Here is a 22,205-nt window from a genome sequence, read left to right on the forward strand (position 1 = left end):
GTGGTGAGCATCGGGCGCCGGGTCGGCGACGTTACCGGCCTACATCGACAGCACCATCTGCGCGAAGAGTCGACCCCATTCGGGATCCATGGGCTGGTCGCGCTGCACCCAGCCCTCGACCATTGCGCCGATCAGTTCGAGGAACGTGATCGTGGGACGGCCCATCCAGAACACTTCTTCCCTGCCGACGATCGTCCCGTCGCTGGTCTGCCAGCCGAGGGCGGCGAGTCCCTCGGCGATCACGTCCCTGCGTTCGTCCGACGACGTGCCTGCGGCGAGCGTGAGAAGCACGAGGTATCCGGCCTCCCGCTCGATCTGCTCGGTGCCCAGCGGCAGGCGATCGAGCAGATGACGCCACATCTGTGTCGCGTTGTCCGCCATCGCCGTTCCGAGATTGGTTCGGACGAGTTTTCCCTTGTACTTCCGCACCAGTCCGAGTGTCTTGGCGTACTCCCGGAGCAGGTGGACGGGCCGTTGGTCCGTCTCGCGGTTGCTTGTCGCGGGCCAGTCGTCGAAGCCCGGTAGCTCCTGCCGCATCTCCGCCACCACGGCCGGCGGCAGGTAGCCCGCCTGGGTCAGCGTGATGCCGTCGGATCCGATGCGCTGCAGGAACCATCGCAGGTGCAGCGTCGCCAGTTCCTGGGCCGCGGGTATGTCGCCCCTCCGCTCGGTGAGGCGGGCGTGCTCGAGCAGCGAAAAGACGTGCGGGGCAGCCTGATGGGGGATCCGGCGCAGCAGTTCGGCGAGCTTCGAATCCGTCACCGGCCCGTGGTCACGGATCACGACTTCGATCCGCAGGTTACGGTTCACGGCGTCGACGCCGAACGATTCGGGCGCGAACCCCGGCCCGACCCACGCCCCGGCGTCGTGATGACCGGGGTGCGACGGCGTGGCCAGGACCGTCAGCAGGTCGGCGTATCCGCCCGGTCCGCCGCAATCCTCGGGTGGGCAGGCGCGAGCGCCGGCGAGGCAGGACACCGTCGGTGCCGGCTCGTCGGAGTCGATCCGTTCGAGGACGATCGTATGGTCCCAGCCGTCGCCGAAGTCGTATTGATACGACAGCAGCTCGCCGGGTTCGGCCAGAACCTGATCGAGCCGGACCGCGTCCTCGCACAGCTCGTCGTCCTCGTCGGCGAAGCCCTCGTCGATGCTCTCGCGCATCTCGTACCGCTCCGAGGCGGGCGGCTCGCCGCCGACCCACGAATGCAGGTGGCTGTCCTGCCAGCCCATGACCGTCTGCACGATCGGGTGCAGCTCGTGCAGCCGAAGGTTCGACGGCACGACGAACTGCCGCCAGATGGCCGGCGACACGTCGTCGAGCTCGATCCGCAGGTGGTAGCTCGCGACGTCACGGCGACGCGGCCGTTCCGACGGCCGGACGATCACCGGCACGTCGGGGACGACGGACAGATGTCGGCGTTTACCCGAAGCGGTCATGGCGTCATGGTAGGTGGGAGGCAGCGGTGTCCGGCACAAGTGCTGACGATAGCGTGAGCGCATGTCGGTGTCCGCAGTTCTCGCAGGTCGGTACGAGTTGCGGGGAGTGCTGGGGCGCGGCGGAATGGCCGATGTGCACGACGGATGGGACCTGCGCCTGCAGCGACCGGTCGCGATCAAGGTGCTGCGCCCGGAACTGGCGTCCGCCCCCGACACACGCAGACGGTTCGAGGCGGAGGCCCGGCTGGCCGCCACGTTGAATCACCCGAACGTGGTCGCGGTGCACGACTGCGGCGAGGACGCCGGACTGGCGTTCATCGTGATGGAGCGCCTGCCCGGGCGCACCCTCGCCGACGAGATCGCCGCCGGTCCGCTACCCGACGCGCGGGTGCGGTCGGTCCTCGCCGACGTGCTCGCCGCTGTCGCCGCAGCTCACGGGGCCGGGATCCTGCACCGCGACATCAAACCGGGGAACGTGCTGTTCACCGCCGAGGGCACGGTGAAGGTCACCGACTTCGGTATCGCGAAGAGCGCCGCCTCCGACCACACCGCGACCGGACAGGTGCTGGGCACCGTGGCCTACCTCAGTCCGGATCGCATCCTGGGCACCCCTGCCACGACCGCTGACGACCTCTACGCCGTCGGCGTCGTCGGCTACGAAGCCCTCGCCGGGCACCGGCCGTTCACCGGCGACAACATCCTGTCGCTCGCCCGGGCCATCACCGACGGGGCGCCCCGGCCGCTGCGCGAAACGCGTCCGGACGCCGATCCGCACCTCGTGCACACCATCGAGCGGGCGATGGCTCACGACCCGCAGCAGCGGTACGCCGACGCCCGGGTCATGCGGGACGCCGTCCTCGGAGCACCCGGCGCGCATCCGCCGCCGACGAGAACATTCACACCGACGACGGTCCATGAGCTGCCGCCCGAGTCCCCGCAACCACGGCGGATCGGCCTGATCGTTGCTCTCGTCGCCGCGGTGCTGGTGGCGCTGGTCGTGGCGGCGCTGGCCATCGCGTCGCAGGACCAGGACGGCACGGTCGGTCCCGATGCGAGCACCACCGCCGTCGTTCCCGCCCCGGCGCCCGTCTCCGCCCCGAGCAGTGCCGTCGAGGTCAACCCGGTTGCGCCTCCCCCACCGACCGGCGCCCCGGCACCGAAGACCGGACCTGGAAACAACAACGGCAACAACGGCAACGGAAACAACAAGCCCAAGGACAAGGAGAAGGACGGCAACTGACCTAGTCGGACTGCGCGTCTTCGTCGCCTGCCGCTGCGTGAACCTTGAACAGCACGATCTGTTCGTTGGCGAACGGGATGACCGACGCCGGGCTCGCTCCGGCCGTGCGGGGCAGCAGGTGCACGGGGACGTCCGGTGTGACGCCGAGCACGAAGTCCCGCATGGCATCCCGGGCGGGATCGTCGAGGCCGCCGCCGATCACGACGAGGTCGACGTTTCCGTCCAGGAGTGCCCGCCGGATCAGTTCGCGGTCGTTGGATGCCACGACGTCCCGCCCGAACCGGGTCAGTTCCTCCTTCAACACGTCCAGCGTGGACTGGCGCCTGCCGATGAGGAGGAGCCGGGGTTCGCTCATGCCCGCGCACCCGTTCCGCGGTGCTGATCCACTGCGGCCCGAACGGCGGGCGCGACGTCGGCCGCGAACCTGCGCACCTGGGTGAGGTCGTCGCCGTCGGTGCCGAACACGAACGTGTCCATGCCCGTCTCCACCGCGAGTTCCGTCAGCTGGCTCACCCACTGCTCGGTGGTTCCGTTAAACAATTTGTCCGACGGTGTGTCGCTCACCTGACCGAACACGTTGTAGGCGCGGACGATCGAGCTCGGGTCCCGGCCCGCATCCGTCGTACCCGCATCGATCCTCGCGTGCATGCCGGGCAGGACCTCGGGCGGAAAGTACGAGCTCGACGGGACCCACCCGTCCGCAGACCGTCCCAGCGCACGCAGCAGCCGGGGGCCGCCGACGCCCAGCCAGATCCCGATCCGGTGCGCCGGGACCGGTCCGGGATGCACGCCCGCGAGGCGATAGTGCTCACCCTCGGAATACACGGCACGTTCACCGGACCACATCAGGCGGAGCACCTCGACCGCTTCCTCCAATGCCGTCGCGGCCTGCCTGGGAGTGCGCACGTCACCGCCCATCGCCCCGATCGCCTCCCAGAACGCACCCGCACCCAACGCCAGTTCGAATCGGCCTCCCGACATCACATCGAGGCTGGCCGCAGCCTTCGCCATCACGGCCGGCGGGCGAAGCGGCAGGCACGCGACGTCGGGAAACACGCGCACCCGCTCGGTCCTGGCCAGCAACGTGCCCATCAGCGACCAGCAGTCGAGGAATTTCGCCTGGTAGGGGTGGTCTTGGACGCCGATCAGGTCGAGGCCCGTCTCGTCGGCGAGCGCGGCGACTTCGAACGTGTTGGCCAGCAACTCCACCGACGGAGTGACGAACACCCCGAACTGCAGGACCCTGCCGTAGTCGGTCATGGCGGTCGCGTCCCCTCTCGGATCGCGGAACTCCTTCGATCATCCACCACCTCGACGTCCGGGAACACCCGGCGCGCACTCGGAACGGAGCCGGGCGGCATAGTGGGTTCATGACAGACGACACGAAGAACGGTCCCGCACCCGAGGTCCGGAACGCCCCCGAACTCCACCGATTCGAGGTCCACGTCGACGGTGAACTGGCCGGGTTCACCGAGTACCTCGACGACGAGAATCAACGGATCTTCTTCCACACCGAGATCGGCGAGCAGTTCGGGGGGCGTGGCCTCGCCACCACCCTGATCCGAAGCGCGCTCACCGAGACCGTCGGGGGCGGCAAGCGGATCGTGCCGATCTGCCCGTTCGTCGCCGGTTACCTGAAGAAGCACGACGACTTCGCCGACGACACCGACCCGGTCACCCCGGCCGCGATCCAGGCGGTGCGGCAGTCGCAGGGCTGATCAGGGCGCGCCGTCGACGCCGCGCGCCTCCTCGAGCTGCCGGATGAGGGTGGCGGCGTCGTAGGGGCCGCTGTGCCGGGCGAGGTCCGTGCCCGTCGCGCCGAGGTAGAACGTGGGGGTCACCCGGAAATCGCTCGACTCGGCGTCGAGTTCGTCGTCGTCGATGCGGTGAACGTAGGTGCCCCGGCGGATGTCTTCCTCGAACCGGTCCATGTCGAGCCCCAACTCGGCGGCGTAACCGAAGATCTCGGCCTCGGCGAGGGCGTCGCTGTTGGCGAACAGGTGGTCGTGCATCTCCCAGAACCGGCCCTGCGCGGCGGCCGCTTCGCTCGCCTGGGCGGCGAAACGCGCGTGCGGATGCACGGCGTCGAGTGGGAGATGCCGGAAGACGTAGCGGAGCTCGTCCCCGAAATGCGCCCGCACGTCCCGGATGCTGCCGGTGGCCTTGCTGCAGAACGGGCACTCGAAGTCGCCGTATTCGACGAGGGTGAGCGGCGCATCCACCGGTCCGCGCAGGTGATCGCGTCCGAGGTGGACGGGCCGGAGCAAGGTGAGTCCGGCGACCTCGGTCGGAGGGTGCACCCAGTCCGACAGCCGGAACAGCGCCCACCCGAGGACGGTGGCGATGACGGCCGCCGTCAGGACGCCGACCCGAGCGTCGTTGGCCAGCTCGGGTGAGTCGATGGCCAGGTCGACGATGAACAGCGAGATCGTGAAGCCGATGCCGGCCAGTGCGCTGCCACCGGCGATCTGCGACAGTGTCAGCCCGGGTGGCAGGCTGCCCGGCCGCAGTTTCGCGAACAGGGCCGTGGCCGCGGTGATGCCGACGAGCTTGCCGACTACCAGGCCGAGCACGATGCCCCACGCCAGCGGAGACTGTGCCGCGTCCGCGAGCGTCTGCCCGGTGATGACGACGCCGGCGTTGGCGAGCGCGAAGATCGGGACGACGAGGAACGCCGTGTACGGCTGGTAGAAGCGCAGGAGCCGCTCGTTGACGGACACCGCGCGCAGCACACCGAGCTGGGCGGCGCGAGCGTAGTCGGAGTTCGGTGACTGCCGGAATGCGCGCGTGAGTTCACCTGCCCGCTCCACCTCGCTGCGCCGCGGCGGATACACGGGCAGGATCAGCGCGATCAGCACGCCGACGAGGGTGGGGTGGACACCGGACTCGTAGAACGCGACCCACGTGCCCGCCGCGACGATGAAGTACGCGACGCCACGCCACACCTCGAGCTTGCGCAACTGGATGATCAGAAGCAGTCCGACACAACCGAGGAGCAGCGGTCCGAGCCGGAGGTTGTCGGTGTAGAAGAAGGCGATGATGGCCAGGGCGCCGATGTCGTCGGCGACGGCCAGCGTCAGGATGAACACGCGCAACCGGGCGGGGCATCGGGGTCCGACGAGCGCGAGTGCGCCCAGCACAAACGCCGTGTCCGTGGAGACGACGACGCCCCACGCAGTGGCCTCGTCCCCGGTGGGATTGAGGATCAGGAACAGCACGGCGGGCAGGGCCAGACCCGCGATCGCGGCGAGGAGTGGGACGGCGGCGCGGGCGCGGTCGGTGAGTTCGCCGATCGTCAGCTCACGCTTCACCTCGAGCCCCACGACGAAGAAGAACAGCGTCATCAACCCGTCGTTGACCCAGTGCTTCAGGTCGAGGCTGATGCTGTAGTCGCTGATCTGGATCGTCACCGGGGTGTGCCAGAACGATTCGTACGAATCACCGATGTTGGCCCACACCAACGCCAGGATCGTGGCGACGAGGAGGAAACCGGCCGACAGCTTGTCGTCGTCGGTGTCGTCGCGGATCAGGGCCAACCGCGCCGACAGTCGCCGAAGTGTGGTGGGGCTGCTCTGCTCGACCGTCATCTGGTCCCCGTCAGACGTAGTTCTCGAGTACGAACTTGGTGAATCCCTTGCGGATCAAGCGCACGGCCTGCTTCTGCCCCTGACGCAGCACGGACTTCGGCACCCACACCTTCGGCTCGACCGACATCGTGAGGTGCACCGACGTCCCGCGCGCAGTAGGGGTCAGCCGGTACTCCCCCTCCTGGCACTTCTGCTTCTCGCTCTCGAGGAGCGTCCACGACATCTGCTCGTCCCCGAGCCACTTGTGCTCGGCCAGCTGAGTGTCCGCGACGCCGAGGACGGCGAGCGTCATCCGCACGGTGCGGGGGCGTCCGTCGTCGAATCGGGACTCGACGACCACCTTCTTGTGCACCGCCGACCACTCCGGGATCCGTTCGACATCCGCCAGCGCCGCCATCACCTGGTCCTGGGGCGCCTCGATCTCGAACTCGCCCGATACCGACAACGCCATCGATTGCTCTCCTTCTCGTCGGATCTACATGCCCTACAGTTCGGACGCGTAGCGCTCCAGCATGGCAGCAAGTTCGCCGGGGCGCGCGAGTGCCGCCAGATGGCCCGTGTCGATGACCTCCGGTGCGATGCCCAGCCGCTCCCGGACGATCCGCTGCATGAAGTCGAGCGGGAAGAGCCGATCGCGCCTCCCGGCGACGACCCGCGTCTTCACGTGCGGCCACGCGTCCGCCTGCCACACCGTCTCGAACGGGGTGTTCGACACGACAGGCTCCTCCTGGCTGAACGCCTCCTCGGTGACGTCGTCGGGCACGTCGTGGAAGAACAACGCCCGCAGGTCGTCGGGCGCGTCCGGGTCGCGGCCCTCCAGCACGGCGAACGCCCGTTTCGCCTCCGGCTGTCCGGTGGTCCCCCACCACTGCCCGGGTGTCTCCCCCGGCGCGGGCAGCATGGGTGCCAGGAGAACCAGCAGGTCGACGTCGACCTCGCCGCGCTGACAGACGATCGCCGCGGTGAACGCGGACATGGACTGCGCGACCAGCACGATCGACCCCTCGACGTCCTCGACCGCGTCCACGACGACGTCGGCGAACTCGTACTGCCCCGCCGTGTCGTCGCCGTACGGAAGGTCGACGGCGATCACCGAGTGCCCGCTGCCCTCCAGGATCGGTGCGACGCGGTGCCAGTACCACGAGTCCGAGCCGGCGCCGGGCAGCAGAACGAAGGTTGCGGGCATCTCGACTCATCTCCTGTTTCCGGGACACGAACGGTCGAGTCGAGCCTAAGCGTTACGTGCGCGGCAATGCGCGCCCGAACACACTTTGCCACTCACCTGCGGGTCCTGAAACGGAACAGCTCCGGCCGCCGATACACCCAGTAGATCGGACAAGAAAGTCCGACCGTGCCGGGATCAATCACAATTTTCGAGAACTGAGCTGACATGTTCACCAACCATCTCTTCGGCGGAATGACCGAACAGGAAATCGACATCGAGATCGCCGACGAGTTGGCGGCCTGACGCAGCTCCCCGCACGTGAGTGGCGATGTGCACCCCGGCACGCTGCGCCACTCACGTACGAATGACCTTCATGCTCAGCACCGGTCGGCCGGTGCACCCTTCCGGACAGCGCCCACCGCCAGCCGCTCCAGGTCCTCGGCGGAGTATCCGGGCCAGCCGTGCAACATCCGCCGCCACCGGTCCGGGACCGCAGAGGCACCCCATCGGGCACCGAGCAGTCCACCCGCGATCGCCGCAGTGGTGTCGGTGTCATTGCCCGCGCGGACGGCTCGTTCGAGGGCGAACCGAAGCTGCTGCGGTCCCGAATCGTCGGCACCCGTGATCGCCCACCACGCCGTCTGCAGGGCGTGGACCACCCAGCCGTTCTTCGGGAACTCGGCGGGTGTGCCGCGCTCCGCCTGGTCGAGCAAGGGTCCCCAGTATTCGCCGACACCGGCCGGCGCGACCTGCAGGTATTCCCGCACCCCGTCGAACGTCCCGAACAGCACCGCGTGCCGGATCGCGTAGGACCACAGCTGACACGCCTCGCCGGCGCGCCGGTCGTCGTGGGTGAGGGCGCCGATCTGGTACGCGGCCTCGACGCACGCCTCGGTGTCGTCGAGATATGCCAGCGCGACGGGTGCCGTGCGCATCAGCGAACCGTTGCCACCCTTTCTCCCCGTGATACTTCGTGCCCGCCCCTGCATGGCCGCCGCCGAGCCGTCGCGGACCGACAGCACGGCGCGCGTCTGGTTGCCGACATCCGGCGGATTCGAATCGATCCACCGAACGAACTGTGCAGCAACGGCATCCAGTCCGGCGCCCTGACCGATGTCGACACCGGTCGCGGCCACCTCCGCGATGGCGACGGCCATCGACGTGTCGTCGGTCCACTCCCCCGGCGCCCAGTCGAACATCCCACCCCCGACCATGTCGATCACCGTTTCGGCAGCCGGGGTGGTGAATTCGTACCCTGCCCCGAGAGCATCGCCCGCAGCGGCGGCGATCAATACTCCTGCGGCCCGGTCGGTCTGGCGTTCGGTCAATTCCACAAAGCCCCCTTGGATCGAATTTGCTCAAAGGTTAGAGCATGATTGATCTAACGCGCAAGCCTTATGTGTGACGGCATCTCGGCGTAGCGTCACGGGGACACTGTCGACGGAGGAGTGCTCATGTCGGGCGAACTGTCGTTCTTCGAATTGGGTGTGGCCAACACGGAGCAGGGCCGAAAGTTCTACTCGGCGTTGTTCGGCTGGGAATTCGAGTCCGGACCCGGCGGCTCGGGTTACTCGATCACCACCCCGAACGTCCCGGGCGGGATCCATGGCGGCGACGAGGGCGCCGGCCCCTACATCTTCTTCCGGGTACCGGACCTCGACACTGCCGTCGAGCACGTACTGGCGCTCGGGGGCACCGTCGACGCCGTCGACCTTGGCGACGACACGGAGTCGGTGGCGAAATTCGGGCGATTCAAGCTGTGCCACGACGACCAGGGTTCCGCCTTCGGACTGCACGAACCGCCCGCCGGCAACTGAATCAGCGCGCCCCGGAACGGAGACTCCCGGGGCGCGCTGATTCGGATCGGTCGGTTACGGCTCGTTCGGCGAGTCGCCTCCGCCCTCGTCACCGCTGTACGTGGCCGGTTGCGGCAGACCGTCCTCGGGTCCGTCGCACCAATTGTCGTACTGGTTGTACGGTTCGGCGCCCCACGCCGGGACGTTGTTCTCGTACGGTTCCGCCCAGTCGTCGCAGCCGGCCGGACCGGTCGGCGGAACACCAGGAGGCAGTGGTGCAACCGTGTCCGGTGCGCGCACCGGTACGACTGCCGAGTCGAGCGCGTCACCCCAGGCGACACCGGATGTTCCCAAACCGATCGAGGCCGCGAACACAGCGACCGCAGCCAATCTCAAGCCGACCTTCATCGTTGCCTCCCATAGGTGAATAACGCTGCCTAAGGGCAATACCCAAAGACAACGTAAACAATCCTCGACGGACGAATTTCGTGAATGAAATTTGACGGGCGGTCGGTTTCAGCTCACGACCGGGCTACACGACGGCCCCGTGCCTCGTGCAGACACTCACCGTCGAATCAGGGATTGACCGTCCGGCCCTGCTGGTCATTGACCGGCGGCTGCGTTTGAATGCCGTCCTCGGGACCGTCGCACCAGTTGTCGAACTGGTTGTACGGATCGGTGCCCCACTGCGGCACATTGTTCTCGTAGGGTTCCGCCCAGTCGTCGCATCCGATCGGACCGTTCTGCGGGAACCCGGGTGGCATCGGTTGAATGACGTCCGGCCGACGCACCGGCACCGCCGAGTCGAGACTGCCGCCCCAGGCGACACCGGATGCTCCCAATCCGATCGAAGCCGCGAATACTGCCACCGCGGCCACTCTCCTGCCCATTCTCATGACTGCCTCCGTTGGTTACATGGCCTCTCGGGGCGGTACCCAGAAACCCGGAAAACAATCCTCGAAGAGAGTTTTTCGTCCAAGAATTTCGACGATCAGTCGGTTTTCGGGCGGCAGCGCATGTACATCTCCGTCACCGAGGTGAGGACCTGCCGGCCCGACCCGTTGAGAATCTCCGCCGCGACGGTCACCAAAGCCCGTCCACGATCGTCCGGCACCACATCCTCGACAACCAGCTTTCCGGTGAGCACGTCGCCCGGCTTCACCGGCCGGAGGAAGTTGACGTCGCGCATCCGAGCCCCCGCAATGACGCTCCACCCTGCATAAAGAGTCGTCGCCGACAGCCGCTGACATATCGCGATCGTGTGCACACCACTCGCGATGAGCCCACCGAAATAGCCACTATCTGCAGATTCACGGTCGATGTGGAACGACTGCGGATCCCACTGCCCCGCGAACTCGACCAGCTCCTCCTCGGTCACCGTGTACGAGCCCAGCTCGAACTTCTCGCCCACCCGGAGGTCGTCCGCATAAACGACGTCACATTTGCTGTCCACTACCAAACCGTCCGATCATTCGCTCGAGCCTCCACCGAACACGGAGGCTGCAGTCGAGGATATGACCGTGCGAGGGCGGCGGTGACAGCGCCCTTCCGCCGACGGTGGGAAGGTGCTCCTCAGTTCTCGTCGTAGCGCGGCCAGCCCGGATACGGAGCAAGCGTCGGGTAGGGGGTCTCGTGTGGGAGGTCGCGTTTCCTCGGGCGATTCTCCGGAGGATCGGGCACCCGCGAACGACACTGAAGGAACGCATCCTGACTGCGAGCCGACTTCACGTGGTCGATGAGTTTCCAACCCCTGAACACATCTACCTCTGGAGCCCGCTCGGGCCCCTCCGCGGGAAGTGAGGCGTCCGCACTCGAACCTGTGAAGTCGGGAGCCATCATCTCGACCGTTTCTGCATGCACGTTGGTCGAGCCAACGTTGTAATACTTTCCGTCCTCATCGATTCTCATTACGGAGTAGTCGCCCGTACATACCGTCGCAAGCCAACCACGCTCCGTTGGACTCATCCACAACAAATGCTGAAATTGCGTCCCAACGAACTCGCTCTTCTTCAGCTGATCGGGATAGCCATAGTCCACTCGAAGACGCTCGTCGACGGCTTTCGTGAATCCCGGATAGCCCGCCGACGTCGCGAGTGCCCTGACTGTCAAGTAATACGACTCCACATAGGCCCTGACAGCTGTTGCCTCTGGCGTGAGCAAGTTGATGCCTGGATCCGCCGACCAACGGTAGTTGTAATCGGTGTTGCCGGGGACCGCGTACTGCATGCCGACCGTTGTCGACGGCCCCGGCGGTTCGCTTGGATGCTCCGGTCCGCAGGCCGATACAGCCAGCACAACGGCGACCCACAGCCCGAGCATCCCCTTCACTGCCCGTACCTCATGTCCTTCACCTGATCGCGCCCGGCATTCAATGCATCGATGAAATTGCCGAGGCCGCGCACACCGGTGTCGGTCATGTAACCCGCCAATCCTGATTGCAGCTGGGGGAGGCTTTGATGCGGGTTATCGTCTGCGAGCTGTTCGTATGAAAGCAGTGGTCCGTCCGATCCGTCGCGGAAGTCATCAAGTGCTGAGTACGGATCCAGTGCTCCGCCATTTGCGGCCTGAAGGCCTAATCCAATCTGGTAATACTGATTCGCCAACAACGCACTGTCTGCGAGATCATCGTTCGCCTGCAGTGTGCTGTCAGGTATGGATCCCATGACCGCGCTCTTGAACGACGGGTCGGCGAGATCGATACCACTCGAAATCAGAGGGCCGGCTACGGGAATGAACTCGACGCCTTTGCTGATCACTGTTCTGATGGTGTCGTATGCAACGCCCTTGCTCTCGAAACCAGCAGCGTTCTGGGATGTTTCGTCGCCGAGCCGGTCGGCGAACTCGAGGTCGAGCCCCTTGTCCACTACGCCTTGAAGATTGCCCGCCCACGTCCCGTACTGGTAGTGGGGATCCTGCGGCGTCTGGCCGTCGACCGCCCAAGCCTGCTCCAACTGGGCTGACAACCCCAAGGCTTGCGCATTGAAATACGAGGCGCCTTCGGCATTGGAGTCGATCACCGAGAATATCCTCGGCGCATCCTCCAGTCGGAGGTACTCATGGCCTGTTTGGCCGGTGAACGCATTGGTTCCGGTGAACTCGCCGGGCACCCCCACCATGTTGCCGATGTAGGGTGCGAGCGTCGTGCCCAACGCCTGCGTGATTTTGGGGTTCACCTCACCGATTGCCTGGCCGTTCATTCCCGGGATGTCGAGTAGCTCGGCGTCTTTCGCGGCAAGGATTTGTGCGAGTCCGAATGCGGATTCGCCGGCTTGTGTCGACCGGAATACTTCTCCGGGGTCGGACGGGTCGGAGGGCCTGGCGTCGTCGGCGATCCAGTCGAACATCCCGGCGACGTTCTGTTCGCCGCCGTCGGCCCAATCACGTTGGAGCAGGGGCATGATGACGTCGTCGCGATTGTAGTCGGCCGGCATGCCTTCACCGGACAGGATGTTGTGGACGGCGACGTGGTCGCGGCCACCGACGCCGACCATGTCCTGCAGGAGGGTGTCGACACCGTCGCGGCCCAGAGCGTTGTGGTCGAACGAGTCCCCGATCAGGAGACTCTTGTCGTTGGTGGCCGAGGCGATCTCGCCGGCACGGGTGAGGAGGCTCTCGCTCAGCTCACTGCCCTGCTGGACGCCCGGGTCCGCGAGACCGAACGCCTTGGTGAAGCGTGCCAGGTCGTCGCCGTTGTTGACGACCAATGACGGTTGCGGGGCGTCGTGTGCGCCCTTCGTGAGGTTGCCGGTGGACGTCACCGGGCCCTCGAACAGTCCCCGAAGGCTTTCCGGGATGTGGCTCTGGCCGCCGACGTCACCGCTGGCACTGCCGACGTTGTAGTTCGACACCGCGGCGAGGCCGTTGGACAGTGCGCTCGCAGCCTCGGTGCGTCCGTTCTCGCTGTACTGCTCGGACAGCGCGAGGAAGCCGTCCTTGCCGGCCGCCGTATAGAACTGCTGCAGGAAGTCGATCGTTCCCTGTGGCAGATCGGTGACCTTGCCGCCGTCGGCCAGTGTCTTCACCTGTTGGGGGGTGAGGCCCGCGGCCGCGATCTCCCGGGCAACACGGTCACGCACGTCCTGCGGAATGCCGGAACCGCCGCGCGCGACCTGCTCGCCCAGCGCGGTGCCCTCGTGTCCGGACAGCCCCGCGGAGGCCGGGGCACTCGCCGCCACGGCCCCGAGCGCGTCCCGAATCGTCGTCGCCATGTCCCGATCGGCGTTGTCGAGTTCCGTCAGCGCTCCACCGAGTTGGCTGCGCCAGTACTCCATCAGCTCGGCATGCTCGGCGGCTTCGGCCTCGCTCATCGTCGTCGGGGGGCTGACGATCTGCCAGTCGTCGGACACGGTGAATCCGTCGGTTGCCGCCTTGTCGATCACGGTGGCGACGTAGTCCCGCGCATGGCCGAGGCGATCGGCCCCACCCACGAGCGCGTTCGACAGATCCTCCAGATCATCTGCGAGCCGGCGGATTTCCGCCCGCTCACTGTTCGCTCGCTGCTCGGCGGCGGCCTGCGCCGGACCGCGCCAGTCGTCGTGCCGACCCAGATCCGCGACAGCACGCTGGACGTCGTCCGCCCGGCTCCGCGTGTCCTCGGCGGTCCGCCCGATTTCCTCGCCCGCCAGTGTCAGGTCCCGCGGGTTCCAGACATGCAGTTGCGACCTCCGCGGAATCACAGCTCCCCCATCGCCGACAGCTGAGACGCGAACGACGTGTCGGTGACCTCGTAGTTCTCGGCCCCGTCACCCGCGATGAACGCCATCTCGTCGATGCGACTGGCGGCGACGCCCAGTGCGGACGCGAGGATGTCTCCGGCGTCCTGGCAGGCCGCCGCGGTGTCGGACCCCTCGACGGCCCGGACCGCATGCTCGAAGCTACGCCGGCCACCCAACGCCTCGACCTCGCGCGCGATGGCGCCCAGCGCGCTGGACATTACATGCAGCATGTCGGGGTTCACCTTGACGACCGCGACGTCCGTTCCACCGAGCACCGGCGGCAGCCCGGGGACGGCAGCCAGCGGCGGCTGCGTCGCACCGGTCCCGTCCAGCGACGCAATGACACTTTCCGGCCACGTCATATCGCCCTCTGACATCGACATCTCCCCCTGATATCCGCATCGAGATCCACCCCCGGACCCGGGTCACCGACACGCTCGGCGACCGTGGAGAGAATAGCGGACGCCCTCACACGGACGTGTGACCACAACACGGTTGCGCAACGGTTGGGCGGATTCGCAGATTGAGAATCGTGTGAACCGGGTATCGAGACCAGATGGCCATCACCGATATCAAGGAATACAGCCACCTCACCGAGGCGGATGTGGAGGCGCTGGGCGCGGAACTCGATGCGATCCGGGCCGACATCGAGGAGTCCCGCGGCGCCCGCGACGCCCGGTACATCGACCGGACGATCAAACTGCAGCGGTCGCTGGCGATCGCGGGCAGGGTCGTCCTGTTCGGTAGCCGGAAGAGACCGGCGTGGATCCTGGGTACCGCCTTGATGGGTGCGGCGAAGATCATCGAGAACATGGAACTCGGCCACAATGTCATTCACGGCCAATGGGATTGGATGAATGATCCCGAGATCCACTCGTCGAACTGGGAGTGGGACAACACGTGCCCGTCCTCGGGGTGGAAGCACTCGCACAACTACGTCCACCACAAGTTCACCAACATCGTGGGTCTCGACAGCGACGTCGGGTACGGGATCCTGCGCATGACCCGCGACCAGAAGTGGTCGCCGGTGTACCTGGCGCAGCCGTTCTACAACGTGCTGCTGGCGTTGCTGTTCGAATGGGGCGTCGCGCTGCACCACCTGGACGTGGAGAGTATCCGGCGCGGCGATTACGACCGCGCCGAAACCCTCCGCAACGCGAAGGAGGTGGGACGCAAGATCGCGCGGCAGGTCGGCAAGGACTACGTGGTGTTCCCGGCACTGACAGGTCCCGCATGGAAGAGCACGCTGACGGCGAACATCACCGCCAACGTGATCCGCAACCTGTGGGCGTACGGCGTGATCTTCTGCGGCCACTTCCCGGACGGCGCGGAGAAGTTCACGAAGGAGGAGTTCGAGAAGGAGACCAAGGCCGAGTGGTATCTGCGGCAGATGCTGGGCTCTGCCAACTTCAACGCCGGCCCGGTGCTGGCGTTCATGAGCGGCAACCTCTGCTACCAGATCGAGCACCATGCGTTCCCGGACCTGCCCAGTAACCGTTACGCCGAGATCGGTGTGAAGATGCGGGAACTGTGCGACAAGTACGACCTCCCGTATACGACGGGTTCGCTCCCCCACCAGTACGGACTCACCCTGCGCACCATCTTCAAGCTCGCGCTGCCCAACCGCTTCCTGTCGGCGTCCGCGGACGACGCACCGGAGACGGCGTCGGAACTGCGATTCCGCATCCGCGGTGGGATGAAGGAAGTATTCGGGGTCGACCCCGCGACCGGGAAGCGGCGCGGGCTGCGCACGGCGCTCGCGATGATCCGTAACTGACTAGGACGTCCACGCGTACCGGAAGCGTTGCGCGACCTCGTCGACGGGTTTGTCCCGGTATTCGGCGTGCTCGTACCCTTTGACCGCCGCCAGGGCTTCCATGATCAGCGGACCGAACAGGTCCCGCGCGAGCGCCGACGATCGGAACGCTCCGAGCACGTCGGACGGCAGGGTCGGGAGGAGATCGACGGCGTGGCCTTCGGTCAGTTCGGCGGGGTCGACCGACACCTCGTCCGGGAGGGGAAGCGCGGCGGCGATGCCGTCGTGGGCGGCGCCGAGAATGGCGGCGCTGCTCAGATACGGGTTCGCGGACGGGTCGATGGGTTTGATCTCGAGGTTCGCGCCGTGTGGGTTCCCGGCGGTGGCCGCGCAGAGGCGGACGGCTGCCTCGCGGTTTTCCAGCCCCCAGCAGCGGAATACCCCCGCCCACATTCCCGGGCGCAACCGCAGGTGAGACAGCGCCGACCCGGCGAGTACGGCGGTGAACTCGGGCAGGGCCCGCAGAATCCCGGCGACCGCGGCGCCACCGGCGGGAGTCAGCCCGTGCGGGCCCGGGCCTCCCGACAGGATCGGCAGGTCACCCTCGAACATCGACACGTGCTGATGGGCACCGTTTCCCGCTCCGCCCGCGACGGGCATGGGTGAGAACGACGCCCGCAGCCCCTGGGCACGCGCGACCCGGCTGATCAGGGCGCGGGCCAGCACCGAGTTGTCGGCCGCCGTGACGGGATCCGCGGGGGCGAGCGACACCTCGAACTGGTTGAGCCCGGCCTCGGCGTGGACCTGTTCGATCGGCAGTTCCGCCGTCGACGCCGCCGCGAGCAGTCGCTCGAGGAATTCTTCCTGTGTGAGAACGGCATTCAGGCCGTACGCGGACCATTCTTCGACTGTCGCCGCATCGAACAGGGTGAACTCGACCTCGTGGCCGATTCGTGCGGTCAGCCCGGATTCCGCCAACCGCGTCGCCGCCCGCCGCAGCGCACCCCGGGCGCAGGCGAGCGACGGCGTCCCGTCCTGCTCGGTCAGACACGCCGGCGCCCAGTACGTGCCGTTGCCCAGGTCTCGCACGTCGTCGCCGTCGATACGCAGACGGAGGTCGCCCCCGACGGAGAAGGACGGTGTGAACGCGAGGTGGCCGTCGACGCAGAACACAGTCCAGCTCGGCGATGCGCCGGCACCGGAGTCGACGAAGGTGGACAGTCTCGAGATCGGCAGCACCTTCGCCCGCGAGACTCCGGCCATGTCGACGATCGAGCCGACGATGCGGTCCGAGTGGCCGAAGCCGTCCTCTGCGCCGCGCATCAGGCCCTCGCCACTGCGGCGGTCCGCGCGAGGAAGCCGAGCACGCTGTGCACCGCTTCGCGCTGGGCCCGGCCCTGACCTGCGCCCCCGCCACCGAATGCAATGCCGCCGGTCCACTGCGCGTCGGCGGGGAACATTCCGAGACGAAGGAGGTGGTCGGCGCCGTCGAACGTCCGGTGTTCGTCGCGGTCGTCGGACCGGAGACCGAGAAGTGCCGTGGCCATCTCGCCCGACGGCCACAACTGGTCGTCGGCGCCGGTCAGACACAGCACCGACGCGGTCGCCTGCTCGGACCGCAGCGTCGCGTCGACCGGTGCCGCCGCGAGCCCGGACCGGTAGGCGGCGGCAAGACGCAGCAGGCTCGGCCGGTGCGCGGCGAGGTCGTGGTGCGCCCGCCACGCGTTGCGGATCAGCTGCGGCATCAGCACCCCACCCGGCAGCGGCGCCCACGGCACGGGCCCGCCGTTCCACGTCCACGACGCGGTGTCGGCGATCTCGCCGTCGGGGCCGATCGCCTGCCACGACACCGAACTCGGACTGATCAGGATCAGCCCGGCAACGGGAAGTTCGCCGACGCAGGCGGACGCCAGCAGGCCCTCCGCACCGCGCGAGATGGCCATCGCGGTCAGGCGGTTCGCGTCCACCGTCGGCTGCGCACCCAGCGCCCCGACCGCGGACGCGAACCGCTCGAGCGGAACGTTGACCAGCGTCGCGTCGGTGTCCGATTCGTCCACCCACGAATAGGCCAGTGCGGCATACCCGTTGGCGGCGAGCATCCCGATGGTGGGACGTTGGGAGTCGACGCCGCCCTCCGAGCCGCCGAAGCAGTCGACGCCCGGCCACCCGCCGCTGGGGGCGTCGCCGGCGGGCAGCGCGAGCAGGGCGGGCCGACCGCCGATATCCAATGGGTGAACGGACACTCCAGGGGCGCTCACGTGACGCGTCACCGTCCGCCGCGACGTTCCGTCCGGAGTGCTCGCCTCGACGGTGACCAGCCAGGCGTCGGGTGGCGGTACGAAGAGGTCGGGGACCCGGTCTTCGGACACGAAACGCATTGCCCACAGCGGGGCGTCGGCGTCCGCGACATTCCAGTCACCGTGGTCCGGAACCTGTTCGGCGACGTCGACGATCCCGTCGGCGGGAACGGTGAACGTGGCCTCCGATAGCCACTGCCCACCGAACAGGTCGGTCCCGGTGGTGCGGACGGTCACGGACGATCCGGGCCGGGCGCCGCGGACGATCAGGGAGAACGCCTCGTCGTGACGCGACGACGCCGGAACGTCGAGTTCGAGGGACCCCGCCGACACGTCCGCGGCCGGCACGGGCTGCTCGGTGACCGCGGGCTCCGCCGAAGATTGCGTCTCCAGAAGCTGCGACCGCTTCTCGAACCATCCGGGGAACACCGCGGACACCAGGCCCGCGACGCCCACGAGGGTGAACGGCAGCACCCAGTAACAGACGACGGACAGGGTGTCGCCGGCGTCGCGCATGGTGGCGTCGCCGTCGACGATCGGCGGGATCAGCGAGATCACGGTCATCAGCCCGAACGCGGCCACCCACATCCACGTCATGGCCGTGGTGATGTACCGGAATCCGCCGCTCGCCGCCGTCCGGGCGTCCACGGTGGCCGCCGCGTACTCGCGCACGAACGGCCTCCCGATCAGGACGCCCACCGCGGCGATCGCGAACAACCCGAAGTTGCCGACCGGCTGCAGCCAGCGTTCGAGGACGGCGTCGTCCAGGGTGAGTGCCGCGATCAGCAGTAGCGCGAAGACGGCGACAGTGCCGACCTCGAGGGTCCGCCAGGGCTCGCCCCGTAACCGTTGCAGCACCTGACCTGCCGCCGCGATGCCGAATGCGATCGCGACGGCAGCGACGAATCCGGTGTTGCCCACCAGAATCCAGTAGACGATCCACGGTGCGAATCCGATGATGAATCCCATTGCACTGCCCCACTGCTCGGCACACCCGAGCGGACGACGGCCGACCCACACATATTGTCGGCCCTCGGGCGGGCGCGGGGGCCGGATTCACCGAGCCGAGGGTGCGCCGCTCAGGTCACGCACCGAGCAGCTGATGCGCCCGCAGACCGACGTACAGTTCGGCGGCGTCGATGGGGTCGGAGAAATCGCGTCCCGTGAGGGTGTGGATTCTGCGCAACCGGTACAGGACGGTGTTGCGGTGGTAGTGCAGTTGGGTAGCCGCCGCGGTGGTGGAGCCACGACAGGAGAACCAGGCGTCGAGCGTGGCCAGCAGGCTCTCCTGCTCCTCCGCGGGCAGGGCCAGCACCGGTCCGAGGATCTGGCTCGACGCGAGCTTGCCGGCGTCGGGAACGCTGACGAGTAGCAGCGACACCGGCACCGACTCGTAGCGGGTGAGGGTGCATCCACCGTGTCCCGCGCAGCGACGGGCGATCCGCGCCTGCTCGACGGCCCGGCTCGTCCCACCGGGACGCCCGAACACCGAGCTGACCCCGATCCGTCCGTGACCGGTGCGGCCGAGGAGGTCCAGTGCGGAATCGAGCACCTCGGCGGTGGCGGCCCACAGCAGTCCGATCCGGCCGTCGACCTCCGTGTCCCACACCGAGTCGACACCCACACCGCGAAGGTCCGACTGCACGACGTCCGCGGCGGACGGGGACGCCGCCGCTTCGACGGACACGACGAGGAACGTGCTGTTCTCCGGAATCCGGAACGTGCGGAGCGCGTCGGCGGCGCCGGCCGGGTTGGCGGCGTGGTCACCGAACAGGGTTCTGATCAGCCGGCCCCGCGACTCGGCGTCCTCGCGGGCCCGCAGGTCGGCGGTTTCCCGGTATGCCTCCGCGGCGCTGTCCGAGTAGACGTCCACGAGAGCCCACACCTGGGCGGCCATGTCGAGAAGGGCGTTGGTGGCGCGGCCCTCCGAGCGGTCCATCAGTTCGTCCCAGATCAGGCGGCCGCCGAGCCGGAACGCGTGGAGCAGCGCCGCGAGCGGCACACCCTGTTCGGCCTTCAACTGTCCGGCTGCCCGCGCCGCCTCGAGCCGGATCGGCGCACTGCCCGCGAGGTTGCCCAGCATCGCCGTCAGGTTGTCGACGCATGCCGCGTACAACTGTTCGGGAGTGAGGAGGGTCGCCTCCACGTAGCCGTGCTCGGCCGACAGGATGCGCGAGACGAGTTGCTCGGACAACTGATCCACGGACTCCAGCATCGATCCCAGAACTTCGGTGGGCGACGGCGCGACATCCGAGCTGACAGTCATCCGGCAAGACTATCCACCGGACGTGGTCCGCGCCATCCCCTTTTTGTGCGACGGCATAGCCCGTATGTTCACATTGACAGCCGCTGCCTATGGCGCGGCGCCCGGAACTGGGACGAGAATCAGTGTTCTACGCCACAGTAGTTTTTCGTTTCTGCGGCGCGGTCCTTCATGTACTCGACCCGAGCGGAGCTGTCCACAGTGAGCACTTCAGAACCCGAGGCCACCTCCAACACCCCCGACGCGGCCTCCCCGCATCCGGAGGTCGATGCCGCCCTCGCCGACCTCGCCGAGGGCGAGAAGACCTGGGCCGACCTCACCCTCGCCGATCGCCGGACACTCCTCGACAAGGTGCACGACCTCACCGTGCAGTACGCCGCCGACTGGGTGGACGCCGCGGTCGCGATCAAGGGGCTCGACCCGAAGTCGCCGCTGGTCGGCGAGGAATGGATGTCCGGGCCGTACCCGCTGGCCACCGGCACCGCGGCGCTGTCCGCGAGCCTGGCGAAACTCGAAGCCGGGACCAGCCCTCTGGACGGCGCCACGTTCGGCACCGCCCCCGGCGGCCGCACGACCGTCAAGGTGCTGCCCCTGAACATCTTCGACAAGCTGCTGCTCAGCGGATTCAGCGCGGACGTGTGGCTGCAGCCGGGAATCGATCGTGCGACGGCACAGCGCGACGCCGGCCTCGCCCAGCGCGACCCGTCGCGGACGCTGGGCATCGGCGTGGTCCTCGGCGCCGGCAACATCACGTCGATCGCCCCGCTCGACACCCTGTACGAACTGATCGCGCACAATCGCGTCGTCGCACTCAAGCTCAACCCCATCACCGACCGCCTGCTGCCCGTGCTGACGCGTGTCCTGGAACCGCTCATCTCCATCGGCGCGGTCCGATTGCTGACCGGCGGCGCGGAGGTCGGGACGTATCTGGTGCACCACGACCTCGTCGACCACGTGCACATGACGGGCAGCGCGCTCACCCACGACGCGATCGTGTTCGGGACCGGCGAGGAGGGCGCGCGGCGCAAGGCTGCGAACGAGCCCATGCTCGGCAAGGCCATCTCCAGTGAGCTCGGCGGCGTGTCGCCCACCATCGTGCTGCCCGGCGAGTGGAGCCGCGCCGACATCAAGTTCCAGGCCGAACACATTGCGACGCAACGACTCCACAACGGCGGCTACAACTGCGTCGCGGCGCAGGCGGTAGTCGTGTCGTCCGAGTGGAAGCAGCGCGACGAGTTCGTGGCAGCCCTGAAGGAGGCCCTCGACACGGCACCGGACCGCCCCGCGTACTACCCCGGCAGCGACTCCCGGGTCGCCGGCGCCACCGCGTCGTTCCCCACCGCCGCGCGTCTGGGCGAGAACGGCGGACGCGTCCTGGTCACCGATCTCGAGCCCGGCGCCTACGCCCCGCTCCTGCAGACCGAGTACTTCGCTCCGGTACTCGGCGTGATCGACCTCCCCCACGCGGGCGCCGCGTTCGCGGCACAGGCCGCCGACCTCGTGAACGAGGACTTCGTCGGAACGCTGGGGGTCAACATCGTCGCTGCCCCGCAGACCATCCGCGACCTCGGCGCGCAGTTCGACTCGCTGCTCGAGAGCCTGCAGTACGGGACCATCGCCGTGAACGCGTGGACCGGCGTCGGGTACCTCACCGCCACCGCGACCTGGGGGGCCTTCCCCGGCCACACGTTGAACGACGTTCAGAGCGGCATCGGCGTGGTGCACAACGCCCTCCTCATCGACCGTCCGGAGCGCACCGTCGTCCGGGGCCCGTTCCGTCCGTCGCCGCGGTCGATCCTGAACCGTGAGATGTCCATCTCGCCCAAGCCCCCGTGGTTCGTCACCAACCGAACCGCCGCCACGACGGGCCGATTGCTGACAGGATTTGCCGGTGCACCCTCATGGACCCGGCTGCCGGCGATCTTCGCGTCCGCGCTGCGTGGATGAGG

Annotated in this window: 21 protein-coding genes and 1 pseudogene; 6 read left to right on the forward strand and 16 right to left on the reverse strand. The window is 67.6% G+C overall.

Annotated elements, in window-relative coordinates:
* Positions 1-39 precede the first annotated feature (39 nt).
* Complete coding sequence (locus DTA22_RS05990) at positions 40-1,437, reverse strand: plasmid pRiA4b ORF-3 family protein (protein WP_112298764.1); 1,398 nt, start codon at positions 1,435-1,437, stop codon at positions 40-42.
* Between the two features lie 61 nt (positions 1,438-1,498).
* Between DTA22_RS05990 and DTA22_RS05995 the strand changes: the two genes are divergently transcribed.
* Complete coding sequence (locus DTA22_RS05995) at positions 1,499-2,677, forward strand: serine/threonine-protein kinase (protein WP_112298765.1); 1,179 nt, start codon at positions 1,499-1,501, stop codon at positions 2,675-2,677.
* Between the two features lies 1 nt (position 2,678).
* Here DTA22_RS05995 and DTA22_RS06000 read toward each other — a convergent pair whose 3' ends face one another.
* Together DTA22_RS06000 and DTA22_RS06005 are read right to left on the reverse strand one after the other, a co-directional pair.
* Positions 2,679-3,032, reverse strand: a complete 354-nt coding sequence (locus DTA22_RS06000) for a hypothetical protein (protein WP_112298766.1) — start codon at positions 3,030-3,032, stop codon at positions 2,679-2,681.
* On the reverse strand, positions 3,029-3,937 hold the full coding sequence (locus tag DTA22_RS06005) for an LLM class flavin-dependent oxidoreductase (RefSeq protein ID WP_112298767.1): 909 nt from the start codon (positions 3,935-3,937) through the stop codon (positions 3,029-3,031). Before DTA22_RS06005 ends, DTA22_RS06000 begins: the two co-directional genes overlap by 4 nt.
* Before the next feature lie 110 nt (positions 3,938-4,047).
* Here DTA22_RS06005 and DTA22_RS06010 point away from each other — a divergent pair, with 110 nt between their 5' ends.
* On the forward strand, positions 4,048-4,395 hold the full coding sequence (locus DTA22_RS06010) for a GNAT family N-acetyltransferase (protein WP_037226882.1): 348 nt from the start codon (positions 4,048-4,050) through the stop codon (positions 4,393-4,395).
* Here the strand turns inward: DTA22_RS06010 and nhaA are convergent, their stop codons facing one another.
* The 4 genes from nhaA to DTA22_RS06035 form a co-directional block, all read right to left on the reverse strand.
* Complete coding sequence (nhaA, locus tag DTA22_RS06015; RefSeq protein WP_112298768.1) at positions 4,396-6,264, reverse strand: Na+/H+ antiporter NhaA; 1,869 nt, start codon at positions 6,262-6,264, stop codon at positions 4,396-4,398.
* A 10-nt stretch (positions 6,265-6,274) separates the two neighbouring features.
* The gene (locus tag DTA22_RS06020) at positions 6,275-6,715 is read right to left on the reverse strand and encodes an SRPBCC family protein (RefSeq protein WP_009474406.1); all 441 of its coding nucleotides are present in this window, start codon (positions 6,713-6,715) and stop codon (positions 6,275-6,277) included.
* 33 nt (positions 6,716-6,748) lie between these two features.
* Complete coding sequence (locus DTA22_RS06025; protein WP_112298769.1) at positions 6,749-7,450, reverse strand: alpha/beta fold hydrolase; 702 nt, start codon at positions 7,448-7,450, stop codon at positions 6,749-6,751.
* Positions 7,451-7,806: 356 nt separating this feature from the next.
* Positions 7,807-8,763: an ADP-ribosylglycohydrolase family protein gene (locus DTA22_RS06035; protein WP_112298770.1), complete on the reverse strand. Its 957-nt coding sequence runs from the start codon at positions 8,761-8,763 to the stop codon at positions 7,807-7,809.
* 120 nt (positions 8,764-8,883) lie between these two features.
* Here DTA22_RS06035 and DTA22_RS06040 point away from each other — a divergent pair, with 120 nt between their 5' ends.
* Positions 8,884-9,246 (forward strand): VOC family protein, encoded by a 363-nt coding sequence (locus DTA22_RS06040; protein ID WP_112298897.1) that lies wholly within the window; start codon positions 8,884-8,886, stop codon positions 9,244-9,246.
* A 54-nt stretch (positions 9,247-9,300) separates the two neighbouring features.
* Here DTA22_RS06040 and DTA22_RS06045 read toward each other — a convergent pair whose 3' ends face one another.
* From DTA22_RS06045 to DTA22_RS06065, 5 genes and pseudogenes are all read right to left on the reverse strand, one after another.
* Positions 9,301-9,633 carry a hypothetical protein gene (locus DTA22_RS06045; RefSeq protein WP_037226877.1) on the reverse strand — a complete coding sequence of 111 codons (333 nt, stop codon included), beginning with the start codon at positions 9,631-9,633 and terminating at the stop codon, positions 9,301-9,303.
* 167 nt (positions 9,634-9,800) lie between these two features.
* On the reverse strand, positions 9,801-10,121 hold the full coding sequence (locus tag DTA22_RS06050; RefSeq protein ID WP_112298771.1) for a hypothetical protein: 321 nt from the start codon (positions 10,119-10,121) through the stop codon (positions 9,801-9,803).
* A gap of 95 nt (positions 10,122-10,216) precedes the next feature.
* A pseudogene (locus tag DTA22_RS06055) lies at positions 10,217-10,697 on the reverse strand (MaoC/PaaZ C-terminal domain-containing protein).
* 100 nt (positions 10,698-10,797) lie between these two features.
* Positions 10,798-11,544 (reverse strand): hypothetical protein, encoded by a 747-nt coding sequence (locus tag DTA22_RS06060; protein ID WP_112298898.1) that lies wholly within the window; start codon positions 11,542-11,544, stop codon positions 10,798-10,800.
* Between the two features lie 5 nt (positions 11,545-11,549).
* On the reverse strand, positions 11,550-13,571 hold the full coding sequence (locus DTA22_RS06065) for a TPR repeat region-containing protein (protein ID WP_255309414.1): 2,022 nt from the start codon (positions 13,569-13,571) through the stop codon (positions 11,550-11,552).
* Between the two features lie 54 nt (positions 13,572-13,625).
* Between DTA22_RS06065 and DTA22_RS36690 the strand changes: the two genes are divergently transcribed.
* Positions 13,626-13,925 (forward strand): hypothetical protein, encoded by a 300-nt coding sequence (locus DTA22_RS36690; protein WP_245973457.1) that lies wholly within the window; start codon positions 13,626-13,628, stop codon positions 13,923-13,925.
* Here the strand turns inward: DTA22_RS36690 and DTA22_RS06070 are convergent.
* Positions 13,898-14,323, reverse strand: coding sequence for a hypothetical protein (locus DTA22_RS06070; RefSeq protein ID WP_322789937.1), 426 nt, complete (start codon positions 14,321-14,323; stop codon positions 13,898-13,900). The two genes, DTA22_RS36690 and DTA22_RS06070, sit on opposite strands and share 28 nt — an antisense overlap.
* Before the next feature lie 173 nt (positions 14,324-14,496).
* On the opposite strand from DTA22_RS06070, the gene DTA22_RS06075 reads away from it, so the two are divergent.
* A complete protein-coding gene (locus DTA22_RS06075; protein WP_037226872.1) occupies positions 14,497-15,717 on the forward strand; it encodes a fatty acid desaturase family protein in 1,221 nt (406 codons plus the stop codon).
* On the opposite strand, the gene DTA22_RS06080 is transcribed toward DTA22_RS06075, so the two are convergent.
* From DTA22_RS06080 to DTA22_RS06090, 3 genes are all read right to left on the reverse strand, one after another.
* Positions 15,718-17,019 carry a type I glutamate--ammonia ligase gene (locus DTA22_RS06080; RefSeq protein ID WP_112298775.1) on the reverse strand — a complete coding sequence of 434 codons (1,302 nt, stop codon included), beginning with the start codon at positions 17,017-17,019 and terminating at the stop codon, positions 15,718-15,720.
* On the reverse strand, positions 17,019-18,962 hold the full coding sequence (locus DTA22_RS06085; RefSeq protein ID WP_112298776.1) for an acyl-CoA thioesterase/BAAT N-terminal domain-containing protein: 1,944 nt from the start codon (positions 18,960-18,962) through the stop codon (positions 17,019-17,021). The genes DTA22_RS06080 and DTA22_RS06085 overlap by 1 nt, the downstream gene beginning before the upstream one ends.
* Positions 18,963-19,077: 115 nt before the next feature.
* Positions 19,078-20,259 carry a PucR family transcriptional regulator gene (locus DTA22_RS06090; RefSeq protein WP_112298777.1) on the reverse strand — a complete coding sequence of 394 codons (1,182 nt, stop codon included), beginning with the start codon at positions 20,257-20,259 and terminating at the stop codon, positions 19,078-19,080.
* A gap of 198 nt (positions 20,260-20,457) precedes the next feature.
* Here DTA22_RS06090 and DTA22_RS06095 point away from each other — a divergent pair, with 198 nt between their 5' ends.
* Positions 20,458-22,203 carry an aldehyde dehydrogenase family protein gene (locus DTA22_RS06095; protein ID WP_112298899.1) on the forward strand — a complete coding sequence of 582 codons (1,746 nt, stop codon included), beginning with the start codon at positions 20,458-20,460 and terminating at the stop codon, positions 22,201-22,203.
* The last annotated feature ends 2 nt before the right edge of the window (positions 22,204-22,205 follow it).

The organism is Rhodococcus wratislaviensis (assembly GCF_900455735.1).
Taxonomy (GTDB): Bacteria; Actinomycetota; Actinomycetes; order Mycobacteriales; family Mycobacteriaceae; genus Rhodococcus_F; species Rhodococcus_F wratislaviensis.

What these genes read in the sequence shown, in the direction of transcription:
- DTA22_RS05990 (WP_112298764.1), bottom strand. Translation starts at nt 1,437, where the DNA reads ATGACCGCTTCGGGTAAACGCCGACATCTGTCCGTCGTCCCCGACGTG.
- DTA22_RS05995 (WP_112298765.1), top strand. Translation starts at nt 1,499, where the DNA reads ATGTCGGTGTCCGCAGTTCTCGCAGGTCGGTACGAGTTGCGGGGAGTG.
- DTA22_RS06000 (WP_112298766.1), bottom strand. Translation starts at nt 3,032, where the DNA reads ATGAGCGAACCCCGGCTCCTCCTCATCGGCAGGCGCCAGTCCACGCTG.
- DTA22_RS06005 (WP_112298767.1), bottom strand. Translation starts at nt 3,937, where the DNA reads ATGACCGACTACGGCAGGGTCCTGCAGTTCGGGGTGTTCGTCACTCCG.
- DTA22_RS06010 (WP_037226882.1), top strand. Translation starts at nt 4,048, where the DNA reads ATGACAGACGACACGAAGAACGGTCCCGCACCCGAGGTCCGGAACGCC.
- nhaA (WP_112298768.1), bottom strand. Translation starts at nt 6,264, where the DNA reads ATGACGGTCGAGCAGAGCAGCCCCACCACACTTCGGCGACTGTCGGCG.
- DTA22_RS06020 (WP_009474406.1), bottom strand. Translation starts at nt 6,715, where the DNA reads ATGGCGTTGTCGGTATCGGGCGAGTTCGAGATCGAGGCGCCCCAGGAC.
- DTA22_RS06025 (WP_112298769.1), bottom strand. Translation starts at nt 7,450, where the DNA reads ATGCCCGCAACCTTCGTTCTGCTGCCCGGCGCCGGCTCGGACTCGTGG.
- DTA22_RS06040 (WP_112298897.1), top strand. Translation starts at nt 8,884, where the DNA reads ATGTCGGGCGAACTGTCGTTCTTCGAATTGGGTGTGGCCAACACGGAG.
- DTA22_RS06045 (WP_037226877.1), bottom strand. Translation starts at nt 9,633, where the DNA reads ATGAAGGTCGGCTTGAGATTGGCTGCGGTCGCTGTGTTCGCGGCCTCG.
- DTA22_RS06050 (WP_112298771.1), bottom strand. Translation starts at nt 10,121, where the DNA reads ATGAGAATGGGCAGGAGAGTGGCCGCGGTGGCAGTATTCGCGGCTTCG.
- DTA22_RS06060 (WP_112298898.1), bottom strand. Translation starts at nt 11,544, where the DNA reads ATGCTCGGGCTGTGGGTCGCCGTTGTGCTGGCTGTATCGGCCTGCGGA.
- DTA22_RS36690 (WP_245973457.1), top strand. Translation starts at nt 13,626, where the DNA reads ATGGCCGAGGCGATCGGCCCCACCCACGAGCGCGTTCGACAGATCCTC.
- DTA22_RS06070 (WP_322789937.1), bottom strand. Translation starts at nt 14,323, where the DNA reads ATGTCGATGTCAGAGGGCGATATGACGTGGCCGGAAAGTGTCATTGCG.
- DTA22_RS06075 (WP_037226872.1), top strand. Translation starts at nt 14,497, where the DNA reads ATGGCCATCACCGATATCAAGGAATACAGCCACCTCACCGAGGCGGAT.
- DTA22_RS06080 (WP_112298775.1), bottom strand. Translation starts at nt 17,019, where the DNA reads ATGCGCGGCGCAGAGGACGGCTTCGGCCACTCGGACCGCATCGTCGGC.
- DTA22_RS06085 (WP_112298776.1), bottom strand. Translation starts at nt 18,962, where the DNA reads ATGGGATTCATCATCGGATTCGCACCGTGGATCGTCTACTGGATTCTG.
- DTA22_RS06090 (WP_112298777.1), bottom strand. Translation starts at nt 20,259, where the DNA reads ATGACTGTCAGCTCGGATGTCGCGCCGTCGCCCACCGAAGTTCTGGGA.